Below are 17,488 nucleotides of genomic sequence, written 5' to 3'. Positions count from 1 at the left end.
CTGAACGGCGACTCCACTAATTTAAGAAATAATTCCTAATTTGAAGACAGGACAACCACCTATAAGAAACTACTATCAACAGATAGACTTTCATTGACGAATTTAGAGCCGATAATAAAATATCCACCAAGTAGATTTTACTATTAGAATTTAGGATCAAGTGAAATCCTTCTTTCATGTATATATTAAGATCATTCTTGCTACTAGTAGGGTCAAACAAACCTTACTTATTTCTTGGAACATTCTTATATAACATTATTAAAATGGCTAGGAGTTTAGTTCTGAAGGACTTCAGAACTAAATTGAATATCCCTTTAATAATGTTCTATACGAATCAATAACAATATTGCAAATTGCCTATAAGATCGGAATCTGTTTTACTCGATCACAATTTTACGAACATTTGAAAATAGGCATAAACAAATGAAAATATAAAACAAAAGAGAAAAAGCTTTATGCCATTACGACTTGTATATAAACACGAATTCAGATTTTTCAAATAAAATTAATGCTCATATAAATGAAGAATATGGCTCTTTGTTTGAGGAGAATATAGTAATATCAAAGAGAGTTAAATCAATTAGATTTCTAAAAAACACTGAAAAAGAATGGACAAGGTTATGTTACAAGGAAGCCATATTGAGAGGAGTTACCTTGGTAAATCACATTCAATGCTATATTGCCTCAAAGACGAAGATCTGGATTGAAAGAACCGGAATAGAGTATCTAAAGAAATCCGAGGAATTAGAGGACAAGGCATGGTTTTACAAGATGGCAAAAAACCATCATATTTACATTGGGTTATACAGAAAAGTCATCGATGAACTGGAATTATCAAAAAAGGAACTCTGGAATGTCATAATGAACCCCAGCTCAGAAGATTCAGTAAAAATACAGCCCTTAAGAGAAATTCATTCAATGACAAAGACTATTACACTATTAATAAGAGATTTACCGTTTGTTACTAATTTGTCAGATTATTATGACCAAGACAAGGTTGATTCGATGTTTGTTATGTCAAAAGAATCAAATCGGCCCTCAAGGGCGCTTGAAAATATTGTAGAAGATAGGTCACAAAATGAACCCACCATCAAACCTAAAGATTCAATCAAAGTATCGGGTTTGGAAGGCCTTATAAATAAGGACAAAATCTCTAATGCCGAACGTATCAACCAATCAGAGGGTAAGTTGCAAGCCAACGTTGATGATTCAATAATGGAAGAAATGTCAAAGCAATTAAATGATTCCAGTAGTTATCTCGATACCAAAGGATATTATGAATCTATAAAAAAACTTAAGGCTATTTTTGAATATGATTTATCGGATAGTAATTAAAATTTGGTCACAACCGGGTCAAAATCAACTCAAATTAATTTTCCATGGATTTCATAAATATGTTTCATTTTGCAATTCCTGGATTCAACCTTGTTTGCAAAAAGCTATAACTAAGCAAAATGGATATAATTACTATTGGCAATGGAAAAACCATTATCTTATTTGCCCTTTGGAATCATAAAAGGGACTCGGAGTTCTTATCTCAAATTATATCTAAAAGATTGCTTAACAGGAATGAAGGATTTTATAAAAGACGATACAATAGACGTAGTTGTTACCTCGCCTCCTTATAACATCGGATTAAATTACAATTCCTATAAAGATACACTTCCCAGAAAAGAATACTTGGATTGGATAAAAATGGTCGGAACTGAAATAAAACGAGTTTTAAAAAATGATGGTTCGTTTTTCTTGAACATAGGTAATAGACCCAAAGATCAATGGTTGGCCTGGGATGTGGCTAATACCATTAGAGAAGATTTCACTTTACAAAATGTCATACATTGGGTAAAGTCAATAGCCATCAACAAACAGGATGTCGGAAATTATCAAAATGTAATAGATGATATTGCCGTTGGACATTTCAAACCCGTAGTAAGCAACCGCTTCTTAAACGACTGTCATGAGTATATTTTTCATTTTACGAAGGAAGGAAATACAGCATTAGATAAATTACCAGTTAGAATTCCTTATCAGGACAAGACGAATATCAGAAGATGGAAATCAACAAAAGGGGATAAAAGGGACAGAGGCAATACATGGTTTATACCATATAAAACCATTCAAAAGAGAGCTGAAAGACCTCATCCTTCAACTTTTCCAGTCAAACTACCAGAAATGTGTATACGATTACATGGTCTAAAACAAGATTTGGTAGCAATGGATCCGTTTCTAGGTATCGGTTCAACCGCAATTGCCTCAAATAAACTAGGAGTTTCATTCATTGGATTTGAAATTGATAAAGGATATATAGACGAAATCGTGATAAGATTAAATTCTGCAATCAATTAAGAGAACTTTGTCATATGTAAGCGGGCTTGGATGCTCGCTTCCAGCATTGACTAAACCGTACCTCAGAATCCGAGAATATGGTATTATATTGTTAAATTTATGTCAAAGATTTTAGTCCCGTGTTATCGGCCAATTTGAATTATTTTTTCTTTCTAGTCCATTAGAATTTCTTTATGGAATTTTGATATCAAAAGACGTTTACTCCCTACAGTGAGATGAATGCATTAGAGTTTTCAATATCATAATCATTAGCCAATTCTAATGGTGTGGTTAAACTTTTAGAATTAGACACACAATATCTGCATTAATAACCCACTAGCCTATCATATAATTTAGTAACTATTTATTGATAAATAATAGACGATTTCATATAGCCTATTTCAAGCCTTGTCTATTACTCACGCTATTTTGGTGATAGTATTATTGGATATAGATCAATGAGGCAAATATTGAGATCATACTAACCATATTGAATTGTCAAATAGGAGAGCCCACTTAATTCATCAATATTCTCATATAAGCAATTTTGGAAACATTTATGATCGTTTCTATCTATTATAGTTGCTGTACTTGTGTAATTGGCAATGAAGACAAATATTGTTGCATGCTAATGACTTAAAATGCAAATAATAAACCTCCAATAATAAATACCTGAAATTGCCAATGTGATATATGACATCTGGTAAGTATTTCAATAGAGGGGTAAAATCGCTTGATAATTCTGACTTGGGATTTGTTGTAAGAGAAACTCCGGATAAAATTATTGTCTTTGGTAAAGGAAATGAAAGATATGATATCCCTATTGAGGAAATACAACAGGTTGGAGGCAATGTGTTAATAGGATTAAATTTTTCTGATTTACAAAAGTATGCTAGATCTAGGGACAGCCCATTACCATCAGGAAGAAAAGACCCTTGGGAGTCAAACGACAGACAGATAGATTTAGGAACTTATGAAGGAAGATACCCAAATTCCCTTTTCAATAAAGGAGTTAGAGCAAAAAACGAAGATCATGTGGGACATGTAATGAAGGAAACTAATGAAAAGATTGTAGTCTTTGGAGAAAATAATAAGAGGTTTGATATACCAAAATCTGAGATATATCAAGTTGGTATGAATGTAATTTTAAGAATCGATCACCCTTATTTGTCAAAATATGAAGTTAGCAAAGACAGTCCTTTACCATCAGGAGAACCTATAGAATCAATTAATAAAGAAGCATATCCAGAGGATTATCATGGTCCGCGTGATTAAGAACTCAATATATCTATAAACAGTTTACAATTGAGGGTAACGCAAAAAGGGATATAATTAACTTTATATTTGATATTTATAAAATGTGATATATTTAATTAGAAATGTGGTCGCTGGGGTATAATGCTAACCAACTACCGCACTTCTAAGCAAGCATTTCAAGTATTGATACTTGCATACCCAGTTAATCATAATACTATTTAATATGATCTAATCAGGAACTTAATTGGGCTTAAGCAAAGGTATTGATAATTCTCTAGAGCATACAATGTTAATTGTCAACCTAAACAAACACATTAATTTTCAGTTTAGTGAAAATACAGGATTGTTCATTCTTTGAATATCGTCAACTTTAATTTAAAACAAATTTAGTTCTGATATCTTGACTATTTCTTGAGTCTTTCATTTAATATAAAAAATGGAAAACCTAGTTAATTCATATTGATTCATATTAATCCAAATTGTAGGACATTATTATTATGTAATAGCAATTCATAAATTGATGGATTACTAAAAGTGTTTATACAACAAAACCGTTTTTTATACTTAACTCTATTTTTCAGATTCATCTTAAAGAATATATCTATGATGTCATTATACTGATTATCAAGAGAAATCACATTTAGCCTAAATATTAATGACATCAATAAAAAATTCCTTCTATATCATAATAACCATATGAAAAAAAACATCTTTATATTTTTTCGACAATTCACAATTCACAATTCACAACTACCTCAAAATACAAGCGGAACTAATATAGTAGTCAATATTGTTACCATCACGATTGATATAAAGTCCAGTGGGATACCAGCTCTGGCCATTTTTGCCATAGATATGTATCCGGATGAATAGACAATTGCATTTGGCGGAGTTCCAACGGGCATAATGAAGCCATAACTAGTAGCTATTGCTACTGGTGCCATGAATAATACGGGATTTATCCCCATCGATGTTGCAAGTGAGGCCGATATAGGAAGTAACAATGCCGCAGTGGCAGTATTGCTTATCATCTCAGTAGGTAGTATCGCCAAAGTTACAAGCACAAGAATGATTATTATGTAATTTGCACCTCCAAGGAAACTCAACTGCCCTGCAATCCAGTCGCCAAGCCCTGTGGACGTAAATCCGTTAGCAAGAGCCAATCCTCCACCTATAAGAATAAGAACACCCCAAGGAATAGTAACAGCAGTATTCCAATCCAATAGTCTAGAAGATGTATTACTAATAGCATTATTTTTGTTATTTTTATGGTTGTCATTATCTTGATTCCCATTAGAGGACATTCTGTTCATGATATTTGATGGGTGTTCTAACTTTGATCCTTTGAGATTTTCTTTGCCTGATGATGATGATGATGAAGATGAAGTGGATGGAATTAAAAATAGCAAAATGGCTGAAGCAATTGCTATCATAGAATCATCCACCACTGGTAAGATGTCTTTCCAAATCAACCCTCTAGTAATCCATGCGGCAGCTGTTAAAATAAAGACAATTGCAACTAATTTTTCATCTCTGCTAATATGTCCAAGTTCTCCTAATTTCTTTCTAATTACATTCTTGTCCCCTATAACATCTGAATTTATATCTGTAATTTTGGAGCCAAACCTGATCATATAGAGCCATACTACAAAAAGGGATATTCCTCCAATTGGTAATCCAAGAAGAAGCCATTGACTAAACGTTACATCTACGCCAGCTATGGAGTTAGCTAAGGATGCAAATATTGCATTTGGTGGGGTTCCTATTAGTGTTGTCACCCCTCCAATACTTGCAGAGTATGCCACGGAAAGCAATAGACACACAACAAACTTGCTATGTCTTTCCACATTGTCTAACAATGAAATCACTGCTAACGCTATTGGAAGCATTAATATCGCTGTGGCCGTATTGCTCATCCATGCCCCTAAAAGCCATGTTACCAGCATGAACGCCGCGACAATATATTTTGGGTTGGTACCAAATAGATTTAGGATATTAAATGCAAACCGTTTATGTAAATTCGACTTTTCTACAGCTTTGGCCAGGAGAAATCCACCTAGAAATAAAAATATAATAGGATCTGCATAATTAAATGAGGTTTCTGTGAAACTAGTGACATGAAGTGAAGGAAAGATTATTAGAGGCAATAAAGCGGTTACGTAAATAGGAACTGTTTCGGTAATCCACCAGACGGCCATCCAGAGGGTTGCTGCCAAAACCACCCTAGCTTCAATTGATAACTCGTCTATTTGTGGTAATGGAAGAAAGATTACAATTATGAACAAAAATGGGCCCAAAAATAACCCGATTCTTGTGATAAGATTACGCGAAATCATGTTTACTGATACTTCAACTATATTGATTATAGTTGATATACCCATCTATGTGGCATAATTTGAAAATATTTTAGAGTGATAACAAACATCTGTTAAGATTTCTATAAAGGCTACAACTATTGATTTTTTATTTGATAATCCTTTATTTTGAATCATAGTATTACTCATATTGCATAAAAGTTATATAATAGTTAGAGATTCTACACAAAAAATGAGGTTTTTTGTTCAGATTTATATTTTAATATAATGATTCAAAAAATATCAAGAAATAAATATAGATCTTTATATAATTTTATGTTAAAACCTTTTTGTAATGTTTATCCATAAAGATTCAAAATTTAACTCAACGCGTTATATTGTGACAGTAACATTGTTTGGACTAATACTTTTATCAGTAGTTCCAGCAACGTTTAGTGGGTTTTCTATTAATACTACTATCACGGCCACCAATATTGTCCAAACAGTATTGGCACAAGGAGAAGATCCATTTCCTTTAACAAATAATGAAACCTTAACACCAGCACAACAACAAGCTCGTGAACAACTTTTGAATGAACAGGGTTTCTCAGTGAATGTGATAGCAAGAAATCTTAGCGCTCCTCTAAACCTTCTTTATGGTCCTGATGATACGCTCTGGATCACAGAACGAGTAGGAAAGGACATTTTACGAGTAGATCCCACTAATGGTACAAAGCTTAGCACGATGCCTATCCCTAACGCGAACCAATCTAAAGGCCAGGATGGAGTTCTAGGAATGGCATTTGACCCCAACTTCAATAGCACACACCATATTTACGTAGCCTATACATATGAAAAAACATCTGATGAAGGAGCAGCGCCTGAGCTCAAAACCAAAATTACTCGATTCACTTACGATCCAACTACGAACAATATTAGCGAGCCGCTAGACCTAATTAGTGGTTTATCAGGAAGCAGTGATCATAACTCTGGACGTATGACATTCGGACCTGATGGCAAACTATACTATACCATAGGTGATCAGGGCAAAAACCAGTTGGCTTTAGCATGTCTGAATAACATGGCGCAACACCTTCCAACAGTTGAAGAGGTGGCAGCCAAGAACTGGAGTACATATGAAGGTAAAGTACTTCGTATGAATCCAGATGGTTCAATTCCCGAAGATAATCCTGCTATTAATGGAATCCAAAGCCACATCTACACCTATGGTCATCGTAACGCTCAAGGTATAGCAATAGGTCCTACTGGCGATATCTACATTTCGGAGCATGGCGATAATTCTGATGATGAAGTGAACCGCCTTGTAGCAGGTGGAAACTATGGATGGCCTTATGTCTCAGGCTATATTGACGACAAAGCGTATCAGTATTACAACTGGTCTGCAGCAAAGAATTGTCCAGAATTAAAATTTAACGATGTAGCACCTGCCCCTGTTGGTGTGACTGTAAAAAGTGAAAGTGAATTCAATGCAACAAATTTCGTCCCTCCAATACAAACGTTTTACACAGTAGATAAAGGCTTTAACTTTACAGAGGCAGGCAAGTCATGCGGAGAGATGACCTCTACGTGTTATCCAACCGTTGCACCATCGAGTTTACGTCTTTATACATCCGACACTATTCCCGGATGGGAGAATAACTTGTTAATGACTACATTGAAGGGAGGAAAGATCATCAAAATGACACTGGACGACAACGGCACAGCAGTCAAAGGTAAACCTCAAGATCTTTTCCGCTCTGAGAACCGCTATCGAGATATTGCTTTTAGTCCAGACGGAAGTACCATTTACGTAATTACAGACCCGGCAGGCCCTGTGCAAGCCATGAAAGATGGTCCAATTACACCTACCACAACTTTGTGGAGCCCTGGTGCGCTTATAGCATTCAATTATGTGGGAGCAGGCAACTCGACTTTACAATAGGCACTATACCTTTAACCCCTTCCAACCCTTTTCCTATAACAAAACCATAAAACAGGACATCATAAAAAATAAACATTCTTTCGGTGAGCAGATAAATGTGGGATTAAACTTGTATCAAGAATTGGATAATGCCTCATAAATGGAAGATAGATGGTAATGAGGTGGTCTAATATGAGATAACTGGAAATACCGATTTTTTTGAATTAAGTTTTTTTAATCTGATTCTTCCATTTACCAGCTGAATGAATCTTTGATAGAATTAATAATGATTTAGAATATGGACTTGTGTAATTATGTGAAATCGAAATTTAGATAGGCAGGTTATTCTTTCATTCCCCTTTAGTTACATATTTTAGTCGTGATAATGTCTAGTTGTTATTGTCTCTTAAAGAAGATTTAATCGTAAAGATATTAGAAATCTCTAAAGAAGGCATTGCAAAATCAAAAATTTTTGAATCTTTAACTTATCTCTCTAAAAGTCAAATTAACAGAACATTAGCCTACATAGTGGATAATCGCATGTTACAATTTACAGAGATCAATTTACAATATGTAACAACTGATAAAGGACTTTCGTACCTTGAAGATAGATATAACCAAAAACTATAATCTTTTAGCATCCATATATTGCATTTTTCAAATTATCTTAGGCAACAGAAGATTCCATCCATACCCTATATACAAAATCTTCAGATGACCTATTCATTATTTTTCATTATCTAATTTAAGTATATAACAGATTATTTAGTTTGATATTTTAAATCACAAGTGATAGGTCTTTTTGTAAGAAATAGGTTATAAACATGAATATATAACTCAACTTTTATGATTGGATTAGATCATTACAAATTTATCCATAAACTATAATTGATGTCGCGGTTTAAATGCTATATGAATAACCAAAGACTAAAGATTGCCATTGTCATTGGCAGTACGAGGCCTGGACGTAACGGTGAAGCGGTAAGTCGATGGGTATATGAGATGGCAAACAGCCGAGGAGACGCCGAATATGAGATGGTGGATATTAAAGACTACAGCCTCCCATTACTGGATGAACCGATTCCACCTTCTATGGGTCAGTATTCTAAGGAGCATACTAAGATTTGGTCTGCAAAAATCGACTCTTTCGATGCATATGTGTTTGTGACACCAGAATATAACCATGGAATCCCCGGTGCATTAAAAAATGCTATTGATTTTCTCTTCAAAGAATGGAATAACAAAGTTGCTGGATTTGTTAGTTATGGTAGCGCTGGAGGTGTACGTGCAGTCGAACAATTGCGTTTGGTTATGGCAGAGGTTAAGGTTGCTACTGTTCGAGCTCAAGTGCAGTTATCTATATATACGGATTTTGAAAACTTTTCAATATTTAAACCTCATAATATTCATGAGAAATCGATTAACACTATGCTAGACGAGTTGGTTACTTGGGCGGGCGCTATGAAGTCCCTTCGCTCAAGTTAGTATAAGCATATTTAAAGTAATAGAGTAATTCAAAACTCAAATTCATATCGATATAGCAAGTCATCATTGAATTCCGCCGCCCACATAACGGTTTAATAATATTACGAGCTACTACTACCATGCAATGCCAGAATTGTAAAGAACACTTTCACCCTCAATTAAGGCACAATAACCCTGAATCTAATGATGATACAAAATTATGGCATAGGTTATATTATCAATATTGCCCCAATTGTAAAACTTTTCAGGTGTATCTTTATGAGTATACGAATAATGATAAAATGTACCCTATGGGAACAGATTTAGAAAATAGGTTAAAATATTTAGGAGGAAGTCATTCTAGTAACGACTCAAGAGTGTAAATTATAACTCTAAGAATGTTACATTTACCGAAAGTATGAGTCGCCTTTTCAAATAAAGGGATTACAGCAATTTCTTGGATAGCCAACGAGGTTCCATCTAAAGGATCTTTACAGTTTTTCCAAACTCTATCATCTCTTCAAGTCTTCCACGTGAAAGAGTGTTCTCCATATCATGAGGAGTTGAGATCTTAACTGTGACTAGATTAAAACGTATAACCCGTAAGGGACAAAGCCAATGAAGATGAATTCTCAATATGCATATTAGACTATACGTTAATTAAATGAACTGGTAGTATTAATTTAACTGGTTGCGAATTGCAATTGAACTTAAAATACGATTGCTGATCAATTGTTTATCAACCTATACCATTTTAACCAGTCGAAAAAAAATATTGACTGCTATTTATATATAAATATTCAGTATCCAGTATTCAATTTGGATATTTTTATTAGTTTTCATTTTATTTCGTTTCAGGCCCCATATTTCCTTTAGAGGGTATTTTAAGTGAAGGCAATGTCTTTTCGATGTAAATCCTTTTAGGTTCCAACCATTTTGGTAATACAAGTTTATTTCCCAATTCCGCAGATTCTTGGTCAACTAGAAAGCCAGGTGTATCGGTTGCTATTTCAAATAATACATCTCCTGGTTCTCGAAAATAAATAGAATTAAAGTAGACCCTATTAATAACAGGGGTAACATTCAATCCAAATTTAACTATTCGATTACGTATTTCAGCTTGATTTTCGTTTGTAGAAGTTCGCCATGCAACGTGATGAACGGTACCAGGACCACTTGTTCCTCGATGACTATATGGGTGACATATTATATCCACTATTGAAGGAGCAGAATTAACCGTAGTTTGAACTTTTTCTCCTCTAACAGTATCATCAATCTGAAAACGAACTCTATTATCCTCATTTACTATTTTAGAGAATCCCAGTATATCAGTTAAAAGAGAAACTGTTTTTTCATATCCTTCTAGAGTAAGAGTAATTGAATGTAAACCCCTAACAGCGTGCTCTATTGATATGGGACCCCCATTCCATGCATTTATTTTTCTATTTTCTGCTTCTTTACTTGCCACCAGCTCTAGTTTTACTCCATCGTGATCAACAAATGTTATGATTTGCTCGCTGTTAAATCGTTTTGTAGGTCCTCTATGAGATATTCCTTTATCTTTAAATCTGTTAATCCAATATTCTATTGCATTTTCGGGAATCGAAAATGATATCGTATCAACCTGTCCCGTACCTCTCCATCCTTGTTGTACATATTCCAACGGAAAAAATGAAATAATGCTTCCGGGCCTACCTAACTCATCACCATAATACAAGTGATAGTTTGTAGGATCATCAAAATTTACTGTTATCTTTACTAATCTTAATCCCAAAATACCTGTATAAAAGTCAATATTCTTCTGAGGATCACGGGCAATGGCCGTAACATGGTGTATTCCCAGTACGCCTTGATCAAACTTTTCTGAACCCATAATGCTCTCATACTTAATATCCATTCCATGAATATAAACAGGTCAAAGCTGTGATAATTTGTGTGATATTCAAGCTTAAATGGGTTTTAGCAATAATTCATAATTTTCTTTATGGTGTATTACTTTTCTATTTTATAAAGGGGTTGTACGAGGATACTGTTAAAGAAGGTTGTTGATTATCAACCATTGGTTGAATACCCATAAAAAAAGAAAATTATGGGAAAGACAATTTTTGTAAAAGAATACCAAATTGATGATGATAAAGATAATATTGAAAATATCATTTTAACTTTAGAAGTAAAATCTTCTTAATTGTTTGTGAGGCCATAATGAGGAGTGCATTGATGCGACAAGAATCTAGAGGTGCTCACTTTAGATCTGACTTTCCAAATGCAGATTATACCGGTCCTGCGGGTTTAATACCTCATATATTACCGAGTCCAAATCCTTTCAGAAAGTTATCGAGTTTATTAAATTTAATATTATCTTAATCTAGTCTGATTTTTAACATGTTTTGAATATCTCGATCTCTTAATTGCTTTGTCTGTCAATTAACTTATATCTTATCAACTTAATTTGTTTTATTACTACAATGTTTTAATTGATGATATTTCTCCTATCTTGTTTGCTGATCCATTTGAAAAAGGTATTAACTTGTTTTAATGAGGAATAATGATAAATAATTACTCTTTTGGAATAAACAAAGTGGCAGGTCAGTAAATAAATCTTGTTAATTGGGATATTTGCAAAAGATCAATTAATAAACGCAGGAAAATTTCGATTCTGTAAAGTGTAATAGATAGACAATTAGTTTCTTTCTTTTTGGTTACTATAACAATTTACTATATCTGCGTATAAAATGCATATATTTAGTAAGAAGAATGCTAAAATGTGTAATAATATTATAGAATACAAATTTTGGGATGTTGAAATAGGAACCCATATACAAATTGTTATGCATAATAAACCTGAACGAAAGTGAACGAAGGTTTCATTAGAGTTGCTGATACTAAAGACATACCGCCATCACAAATGAAAGAAGTTCAAGTTGACGGTGAAAGTGTATGTATTGCTAATGTTGACGGAAAATACTACGCGATTAATAATATTTGTACTCATGAAGGTGGGCCTCTAGCAGATGGCACTCTTGATGGATATGAAGTCGAATGTCCTTGGCATAATTCAAAATTTGATGTAAGAACAGGAGAGGTAACAAGCCCACCAGCAAATGAACCAGAACCAGCGTATGAAGTAAAAATAGAAGATAACAACATACTGGTTAAGATACGAGGTAAAACTAAATCATCGCCCCTACCTGAGCTAGAATTATTAGAAAAAATAAGAGTGGAGGGAACCGATGTAATGTCATTTAAGTTTAGTAAACAAGATAATCAAGTACAAAAGAGCCAGACAACATTACTATCAGACTATACTACAGGTCAATTTGCCTTTTTTGATATAGGTGGTGTCGATAATGATCCTAAAGGTCCAATCAGGCATTTTACCATTTCATCTTCACCAACAGAGGATTTTATAATGTTCACAACAAGGATGAGGGATTCTCCATATAAAAAAAGACTTTCAACGTTAGAGGTTGGGGCCAAAGTCAAGGTTAGGGGTCCTGAAGGACAATTTGTGTTGCATGATGATCATTCTAAACCGGCTGTGTTTCTTTCTGGAGGAATTGGTGTTACGCCATTTAGAAGTATGATAAAATACGCTACAGATAAGCAACTACCCCTGAAAATAGTATTGTTTGATTCAAATAGGGATCCGGTTAACATCCTTTTCAAAAAAGAGTTTGATGAATGGACAAAATTAAACAAAAATCTGAAGATCATCTATACTGTTAGTGAAGACAAACATGATGATAATCAATCAATTACAACAGCAAATGATTGGAAAGGCGAGTATGGGAGAATAAACAAAGCAATGATTTTAAAATACCTCGACAATAGTTTATTAAACAATTCAATATTCTACATTTGCGGTCCTCCAAGTATGTTAAAAGCTATGCAATCCTTATTACAGGAAGAATTAAAAATTTCAGAACAAAGAATAAAGGTGGAAGAGTTTACGGGTTATTGACGTAATAATAATGAGAAAAACTTTATGATCTGGTGGAATTAAGATATCCAAAGGAAGATAATTAAATAGTACCGACAGTAGTTAACTCGTTCCTAATTTTTTAACTCTGTATTATAATAGATTATCTTCAAAGACGAGATTGAGAGGAAAATAATTTATTTTTGGGGCTGGTAAGAAACATCATAGAATCACAACTTCAGAAGAATTTACTAATTCTGTTTCCACAGTGGATTTCAAATTAAATAAATTTACTTTTGTTTGTTTACAGTAGATGCGAGAAATATGATTATGTTAAAAAGATAAAGTAAATTAAACATTCATTGTCTTACAGCTTGTTTCATGCAGGGGCTTTTATTACTTATTTCTTATTTTTTATGATTTCGTTTGTTTTTTCTTCTCCTTCCTTTATAGCATTCTTGATTGTCTGCGGCGAAAAATCTGCATTTTCAGACATATGAGGGTATGGCTCCTCACGTTTTACATGATAAATTTCTTTGATTTCCGCTCCATGCTCTTGTTTGTATATTTTATATTTTTGACGGATTCTCTTGAGTTGTTTTTCATCAATCTGTAATTTATCAATATTATTTTCTACTATTTGATAAAGTTCTTTAATATAATCTAAATACCTTGATATCACCTTTGACATTTGTACATTGTGTTCTGTTTTATCTGAAAACATAATATCTCTAGCTCTGTGATAAACTTCGGGCATATTATTTGGCAGATTGTCTATGTTCTTTGGATAATTTTCTACGATGTATATTCTTTTATCTCTTTTTGGTGAAGCTGCTATAACTTCTCTTAATGGAGTATTACTAAGTAGACTACCATCCCATGCAAAGACTCCGTCTTTTACTTCTATCCAACGAAAATTATATAGTGGATAAGCAGAAGTTGCAAGGATATGTTTAGTAGTTATTTGCTCTTTATAACTATCAAATGTTAAAGGGCGTGAATTTAGAACATTTACAGCAGTTAAAATTAAGCGGATCTTAGAATTTGCTTCTGGTTTTAGTTTGTCATAATTGACGTACTTTTCTAGAGTTTTTATTATAGGCAAGTGGTCATATAAGAAAGTCCATTTTTGTGGTGTAAAATATTCTGGATCCTTCAAAGCATATTCTGATGCCCATCTAGGGTTAAACATTTTACTATTTCCAAAAACGGCAGAACTGTAAAAGGACTTCATTTGTCCTACTTTTATCTCCGTCTTAATTCTATCTGAAGAGTAGTTTTCTCTTATTCCTGCTATTGTTGCTGATAAAGCTGAAAAATAGTGATAATATCCATATTTAGAAAATATTTGCATTTGTTCCATATACTTGTTCCAAGCAAAAAATGGTGAAAGACCATCGATATCTACAAAGCCTTCAGATAGTTCTACCCAAAAATTCTCGAGGAGTTGATCAGTGTGTTCTTCACTTTTACTTCCTGCTATTATTGCAGCATTTATACCTCCAATGGAAGTACCCGCGATCAAATCCAAATTGATGTTATTTTTTACAAGAGCTTTATAGACACCACATCCGAATGCACCCAAAGAACCACCACCTTGAAGAATTAATACATTTTCGATAGCATTATCAGACATAGTCAAATGGTCCTACCTTATGCATGCAATTGATCACTATTACTTTACTCGACATCTTTCCGTCCTCACTCAACATGATGGTTATGAATTAATTGATCGTAGAACCTGACTGATTTTATATTTACAAATTCCAGCATACCATATCTTGACAGTTCCCTCCCAAAACCACTCTTTTTTACTCCGCCAAATGGAACTCTAGGATCCGAAGCTACGACATTATTAACAGATACAATACCTGACTCGATAGCACCTGAAAGTCTTTCTGCCTTGTCTAAATCCTGAGTCCATATACTTGCTCCAAGACCATATTCTGAATCATTAGCAATTCTTATGGCTTCCACATCATCACTAGCTATGATAATCGGAGCGACTGGGCCAAATACTTCTTCCTGAGCTATAGACATTTTTGGTTTAACATTCTTAAGAACTGTGGGTCTGTAAAAATATCCCTTTTTTCCTACTTGTTTCCCTCCTGTTAGCACTTCGGCACCTTCTTTAATGGAGGCTTTAACCTGAGAATCTATTTTCTTTAGGCCACTAGAGTTTACAAGAGGTCCTAAATCGGTATCATCTAATAGAGGATCATCTACTCTAAGTTTTTCAGTTTTTTGAACAAATTTTTCAATGAACTCGTTAGCTATATCTTTTACTACAATAAAACGCTTTGAAGCTATGCAGCTTTGACCACAATTTATAAAGCGCCCCTTTATAGCGCCGTCAGATGCTTTCTCAATATTCGCATCCCCACACACTATGAAAGGATCACTTCCTCCCAACTCTAAAACCGTTTTCTTTACTTGTGATGTGGCCCTTTGTGCGACTTTTGCACCTATAGGAACACTTCCTGTAAATGTTACAGCGTTAATATCCGAATCAATTAGTGACTCTGCGATACTTGAATTACCTATTAGGGTTTGAAATACCCCCTCTGGAAACCCGGTATTGTTGAAAGCATTTTCCATTTCAATTCCACACTGCATGGTGGCACTAGATGGTTTTAGTACAATTGTATTGCCAACCATTAGTGAAGGTGCCGCAAATCTTAATGCTTGCCAGTAAGGAAAGTTCCATGGCATTATGCTACCAATTACTCCAATAGGCTGAAATTTTATTACAGTTTTCCTTGCATCTGTATTTATAATTTCATCTGTTGAAAGGATCTGTCCGTTATCTGCATAATACTCCATTACCCAAGCACATTTTTCGACTTCGGATCTAGCTTCTTTTATTGCCTTTCCCATTTCATTTGTGGCCGTCCTAGCAAGTTTTTCTTTGTCCTTTCGTAATTTATTAGCAAAAGCATGGAGAAAATCAATTCTTTTGTTTGTATCTTTTTTCCATTCCTGAAATGCGATTTTGGATTTCTTTACTTTGTCGTTTATCTGATCCTTGGTCATAATTTGATATTGGCTGATAACATCTTCTGTTGCAGGATTTATTGTTTTAAATTCCATCGCTGAATCCGTTATAGAATCCTTCATGGATTTATTACACCTCTACCTTCTATTTTACCCTCTTTTAACATCGTCAATGCTTGTGTTGCCTGATCAAGTTTAAATCGGTTTGAAATTAGTGGTCTTATTACTCCTCTTTTAGCTAATGAAACTAATTCCACCAAATCATTTATCGTTCCAGTATACGATCCAATTAATCGATATGCTCTTGTTGGCATACTTACTAGACCCAATTTTAATTCGCCACCAAATAGTCCTACCAATACTACTCTTGCTCTTCTTCTAAGAAATTGCATATCAATCTCTACGGTTTTTGATGCATTGACAAAATCAATTACCGCATCAGCCCCCAGGCCGTTAGTTAATTTCATTATTGCCTTTAAAGGATCCTCTTTTTTAGAATTGATTATATCGTTAGCGCCACTATCCTTGGCAGTTTTTAATTTGTCGTCGTCTATATCCATTGCAATTATCCTGGCACCAGTAACTGCTCTTGCAAGCTGTATGGCCATCAAGCCCAATCCTCCTGTGCCAACAATCACAACATTGTCATTTGGTTTTAAATTAGCATTCTTTACTGCTCCATATGCTGTAAGTGCAGAACATGACAATGTCGCAGCGGCATCCATATCCAAATCATCACTTATTTTTATAAGATATTTGTAACTTGGTACTAATACATACTCTGAATAGCCTCCATCTAAATAAACGCCTAATGATCTTGGTTTATCACAAAGGTTTTCCTCGCCACTTCTACAAGCAGGACATAAGCCTTCACCTATCCACGGGTATACAATAACTTTTTCATTTTTGCTAAATCCTTCAGCTTGATCTCCTAGACTTTCTATAGTGCCTGCTATTTCATGACCTGGAGTCAACGGATATTTTACTCCTCTATCAGTAGTTTTAAGGATTTGTCCATCAAGGCCTTCATATCCTCCATCCCACAAATGAATATCACTATGACAGACTCCAGAAGAATGAACTCTAATGAGAACCTGAGTACCCGTAGGTTTGGGAATGTCAAGTTGTTGTACTTTCAGAGGTTCATGTGGTTTAACGATTCTTGCAGATTTCATATAAGTACAAGGAAGTTACTAAATATAAATAATGATAAAAAAATTGTAGGAATTAAAAGATGTAACTAGATTTATTTTTTGGATATTGACCATTTATTCTTGGTAATAGTTGTTCAATATTTTCATTCTTTAAGTTTCT

At 34.1% G+C, this 17,488-nt stretch carries 13 protein-coding genes; 8 read left to right on the top strand and 5 right to left on the bottom strand.

The window, feature by feature from the left end; translation table 11 throughout:
- Positions 1–468: 468 nt before the first annotated feature.
- The 3 genes from NMY3_RS05945 (at position 469) to NMY3_RS05935 (ending at position 3,600) form a co-directional block, all read left to right on the top strand.
- Positions 469–1,335 (top strand): hypothetical protein, encoded by an 867-nt coding sequence (locus NMY3_RS05945; RefSeq protein WP_196817997.1) that lies wholly within the window; start codon positions 469–471, stop codon positions 1,333–1,335.
- Positions 1,336–1,569: 234 nt separating this feature from the next.
- Positions 1,570–2,346: a DNA-methyltransferase gene (locus NMY3_RS05940; RefSeq protein ID WP_231100356.1), complete on the top strand. Its 777-nt coding sequence runs from the start codon at positions 1,570–1,572 to the stop codon at positions 2,344–2,346.
- A gap of 672 nt (positions 2,347–3,018) precedes the next feature.
- Positions 3,019–3,600 (top strand): hypothetical protein, encoded by a 582-nt coding sequence (locus NMY3_RS05935; protein WP_196817995.1) that lies wholly within the window; start codon positions 3,019–3,021, stop codon positions 3,598–3,600.
- A 737-nt stretch (positions 3,601–4,337) separates the two neighbouring features.
- On the opposite strand, the gene NMY3_RS05930 is transcribed toward NMY3_RS05935, so the two are convergent.
- The gene (locus NMY3_RS05930) at positions 4,338–5,918 is read right to left on the bottom strand and encodes an SLC13 family permease (RefSeq protein ID WP_196817994.1); all 1,581 of its coding nucleotides are present in this window, start codon (positions 5,916–5,918) and stop codon (positions 4,338–4,340) included.
- A gap of 313 nt (positions 5,919–6,231) precedes the next feature.
- Between NMY3_RS05930 and NMY3_RS05925 the strand changes: the two genes are divergently transcribed.
- The 3 genes from NMY3_RS05925 to NMY3_RS05915 all read left to right on the top strand — a co-directional run bounded on the left by NMY3_RS05925 (position 6,232) and on the right by NMY3_RS05915 (position 9,282).
- On the top strand, positions 6,232–7,818 hold the full coding sequence (locus NMY3_RS05925; RefSeq protein ID WP_196817993.1) for a glucose/sorbosone family PQQ-dependent dehydrogenase: 1,587 nt from the start codon (positions 6,232–6,234) through the stop codon (positions 7,816–7,818).
- A gap of 378 nt (positions 7,819–8,196) precedes the next feature.
- Positions 8,197–8,427, top strand: a complete 231-nt coding sequence (locus NMY3_RS05920) for a hypothetical protein (protein ID WP_196817992.1) — start codon at positions 8,197–8,199, stop codon at positions 8,425–8,427.
- A gap of 261 nt (positions 8,428–8,688) precedes the next feature.
- Complete coding sequence (locus NMY3_RS05915) at positions 8,689–9,282, top strand: NADPH-dependent FMN reductase (RefSeq protein WP_231100355.1); 594 nt, start codon at positions 8,689–8,691, stop codon at positions 9,280–9,282.
- A gap of 823 nt (positions 9,283–10,105) precedes the next feature.
- Here the strand turns inward: NMY3_RS05915 and NMY3_RS05910 are convergent.
- The gene (locus NMY3_RS05910; RefSeq protein ID WP_231100354.1) at positions 10,106–11,134 is read right to left on the bottom strand and encodes a ring-cleaving dioxygenase; all 1,029 of its coding nucleotides are present in this window, start codon (positions 11,132–11,134) and stop codon (positions 10,106–10,108) included.
- A 302-nt stretch (positions 11,135–11,436) separates the two neighbouring features.
- Here NMY3_RS05910 and NMY3_RS05905 point away from each other — a divergent pair, with 302 nt between their 5' ends.
- Entirely contained in the window at positions 11,437–11,625 is a 189-nt protein-coding gene (locus NMY3_RS05905) for a hypothetical protein (protein ID WP_320410463.1), read from the top strand.
- Positions 11,626–12,112: 487 nt separating this feature from the next.
- Complete coding sequence (locus NMY3_RS05900) at positions 12,113–13,222, top strand: Rieske 2Fe-2S domain-containing protein (RefSeq protein ID WP_196817989.1); 1,110 nt, start codon at positions 12,113–12,115, stop codon at positions 13,220–13,222.
- A 358-nt stretch (positions 13,223–13,580) separates the two neighbouring features.
- Here the strand turns inward: NMY3_RS05900 and NMY3_RS05895 are convergent, their stop codons facing one another.
- From NMY3_RS05895 to NMY3_RS05885, 3 genes are all read right to left on the bottom strand, one after another.
- A complete protein-coding gene (locus NMY3_RS05895) occupies positions 13,581–14,816 on the bottom strand; it encodes a patatin-like phospholipase family protein (RefSeq protein ID WP_196817988.1) in 1,236 nt (411 codons plus the stop codon).
- A gap of 65 nt (positions 14,817–14,881) precedes the next feature.
- Positions 14,882–16,297 (bottom strand): NAD-dependent succinate-semialdehyde dehydrogenase, encoded by a 1,416-nt coding sequence (locus NMY3_RS05890; protein ID WP_196817987.1) that lies wholly within the window; start codon positions 16,295–16,297, stop codon positions 14,882–14,884.
- Positions 16,294–17,349 carry an alcohol dehydrogenase gene (locus NMY3_RS05885; RefSeq protein ID WP_196817986.1) on the bottom strand — a complete coding sequence of 352 codons (1,056 nt, stop codon included), beginning with the start codon at positions 17,347–17,349 and terminating at the stop codon, positions 16,294–16,296. The genes NMY3_RS05890 and NMY3_RS05885 overlap by 4 nt, the downstream gene beginning before the upstream one ends.
- Positions 17,350–17,488 lie beyond the last annotated feature (139 nt).

This window comes from Candidatus Nitrosocosmicus oleophilus, from assembly GCF_000802205.1.
Classification (GTDB): domain Archaea; phylum Thermoproteota; class Nitrososphaeria; order Nitrososphaerales; family Nitrososphaeraceae; genus Nitrosocosmicus; species Nitrosocosmicus oleophilus.
The sequence above is the reverse complement of the archived record's forward strand: the minus strand, read 5'-3'. Positions and strand labels throughout refer to the sequence as shown.